Below are 2,606 nucleotides of genomic sequence, written 5' to 3' on the forward strand. Positions count from 1 at the left end.
AGCGCGCTCGCGCTCCGCGGGCGGCGGGGCCGTCGCGGCCAGTTCCTCCGGCCACTTGCCCAGCAGGTAGTAGTCCATCACCTTGCGCGCGATCGGCGCGGCCACGGCGGCGCCGAAACCCGCGTTCTCGACGATCAGTGCCAGCGCGATCTTCGGATGATCGGCCGGGGCGAACGCGGTGTAGAGCGAGTGGTCGCGCTTGCGCTCGTCCAGCGCATGGTGGTTGTACTTCTCGTTCTTGCCCAGCGTGTAGGTCTGCGCCGTACCGGTCTTGCCGGCCGACTCGTAGGCAGCGCCGGCGAACACCCGGGCGGCGGTACCGGAGTGCGTCACGGCAACCATCGCACGCTTGATCACGTCGATATCGCCCTGCTTGAGCGGGATGCGATAGCTTTCCTTGGGCACGGTCAGCGTGCGCTTGCGCGAGACCGAATCCTCCACCGCCTTGACCAGGTGGGGCTTCATCGCCACGCCGTTGTTGACCAGGATCGACACCGCGTTAGCCAACTGCAGGATCGTGAAGCTGTTGTAGCCCTGCCCGATGCCCAGCGAAATGGTTTCGCCGTCATACCACTTCTGCTGCTCGGGGCGGCGGTACGCCTTTCGCTTCCAGTCCGTGGATGGCAGGATGCCGCGGTTTTCGCCCTCGATATCGATGCCGGTAATCTGGCCGAAGCCGAGCGGCTTCATGAAATCGTGGATCGCGTTGACGCCCATGTCACGCGCCAGCATGTAGTAATAGGTGTCGCACGACTGCACGATCGACGCCTGCATGTCCACCCAGCCGTGGCCGCCGGGCTTGTCGTCGCGGAACGTGTGGTTGCCAAGCGTGAAGAACCCCGGATCGTGCATCCCCCAGGCGGCGGTGCGCTTGCCCGTGGTCAGCGCGGCCAGCGCCATGAACGGCTTGTACGTCGAGCCCGGCGGATAGGTGCCACGCAACGGTCGGTTCAGCAGCGGCTTGTCGGGCGAGTTGTTCAGTTCGTCCCAGGTCTTGGAGTCGATGCCTTCGACGAACAGGTTCGGATCGAAGGTCGGCTTGGACACGAAGGCCAGGATGTCGCCCGTTTCGGGCTCGATCGCCACCAGCGCGCCACGACGGTCGCCGAACAGCTGCTCGGCCAGTTGCTGCAGGCGGATGTCGAGCGACAGGATCAGGTTGTTGCCCGGCGTGGCCGGCGACGTGGACAGGGTGCGAATCGGCCGCCCACCCGCGCTGACCTCCACCTCCTCGAAGCCCGTCAGGCCGTGCAACTCGGTCTCGTAGCTCTGTTCCAGCCCGATCTTGCCGATGTAGTTGGAGCCCTTGTAGTTGTCGGCGTCCTTGCGCGGATCGTACTTGTCGCCATCGGCGGCGTCGTTGGCCTCGTCCATGGCCTCGATCCGCTCCTGGTCACGCTGCGAGATGCGACCCAGGTAGCCGACCACGTGGCTGGCCGCTTCGCCCATCGGATACTGGCGGAACAACCGCGCGCGCACGTCGACGCCCGGAAAGCGGAAGCGCTGCGCCGAGAACCGGGCCACTTCCTCGTCGGTGAGCTGGCTGCGTATCGGCAGGCTTTCGAAGCTGCGCGATTCCTCCAGCAGTCGCTTGAAGCGGCGACGGTCGCGCGGTTGGATATCGACGAGCGTGGCCAGCTCCTCGATCGTGTTGTCGAGCGTATCTGTCAGCTTGGACGGCGTGATTTCAAGCGTGTACGCAGAGTAGTTGCGCGCCAGCACCACCCCGTTGCGGTCCATGATGATGCCGCGGTTCGGCTCGATCGGCGCCACGGAGATGCGGTTGTCCTCGGCCTTGGCCGAGTACTGGTCGTGCTTGTACCACTGCAGCCACAGAAAGCGGGAGAACAGCAGGCCAAAGCAGACGACCGTGAACAGGGCGGCGGCCGCCACGCGGATGCGGAAGCGGCCGATTTCCAGTTCGACGTTGCGAATTTCGGTCATGGCGGTACTGCGGGCGGCGTGGTGAGCGCGTCAGGGATTGGGACTAGATCGGACGCGTCTCATCGACTTCGTTCGATCTGCGTTGCGGCGCCAGCAGCAGGCTGGTGGCCATCGGCCACAGCACCGCCTCGATCACCGGGGCCAGCAGCAGTTGCCAGCCGGGCAGCGGCGCGCCCATGGCCAGGCGGATAACCACCGGCACCGCGTGCGCGATGAACAACAACGGCAGCACATGCAGCGCCTGCGCGTAGACCGAAAACCACAGCACGCGGCGGTGGATCGTGATCGCGAAGTAGGCCAGCAGCGTGTAGGCAAGCGCATGTTCGCCAAGCAGGCGGGCGTCATGCACGTCCATCAGCAAACCCAGCAGGAACGCCACGCCCATGCCGACCTTGCGCGGCTGGTGGATGTTCCAGAACACCAGCACCAGCGCCACGACGTCCGGGATCCAGAGCGTCTCGCCCCAGGGCATCAGGTTGATCAGGAACGCCAGCACGAAGGTCAGCGCGATGAACGCGGGATTGACCGGGCGCAGCAGGTATTGGGATGTCGTCACCGTGCGGGCTCCGAGGGTTTCTGCGCCGGCGTGTCCGCGGGCTTGTCTGCCGGCGTGGCCGCCTTGTCTGCCTTCTGCTCGGCGCCAGCGCGTGCCGCCGCCGACC

The 2,606-nt window shown here is 65.8% G+C and carries 2 protein-coding genes; both read right to left on the minus strand.

What is annotated here, in order from left to right; translation table 11 throughout:
• Positions 1 to 1,944 (minus strand): penicillin-binding protein 2 (gene mrdA, locus D769_RS00215; protein WP_008640822.1); only part of this gene is annotated, 1,944 nt, incomplete at its 3' end.
• Between the two features lie 43 nt (positions 1,945 to 1,987).
• Entirely contained in the window at positions 1,988 to 2,500 is a 513-nt protein-coding gene (gene mreD / locus D769_RS00220; protein ID WP_008640831.1) for a rod shape-determining protein MreD, read from the minus strand.
• Between the last annotated feature and the right edge of the window lie 106 nt (positions 2,501 to 2,606).

Source organism: Cupriavidus sp. HMR-1 (assembly GCF_000319775.1).
Lineage (GTDB): Bacteria > Pseudomonadota > Gammaproteobacteria > Burkholderiales > Burkholderiaceae > Cupriavidus > Cupriavidus metallidurans.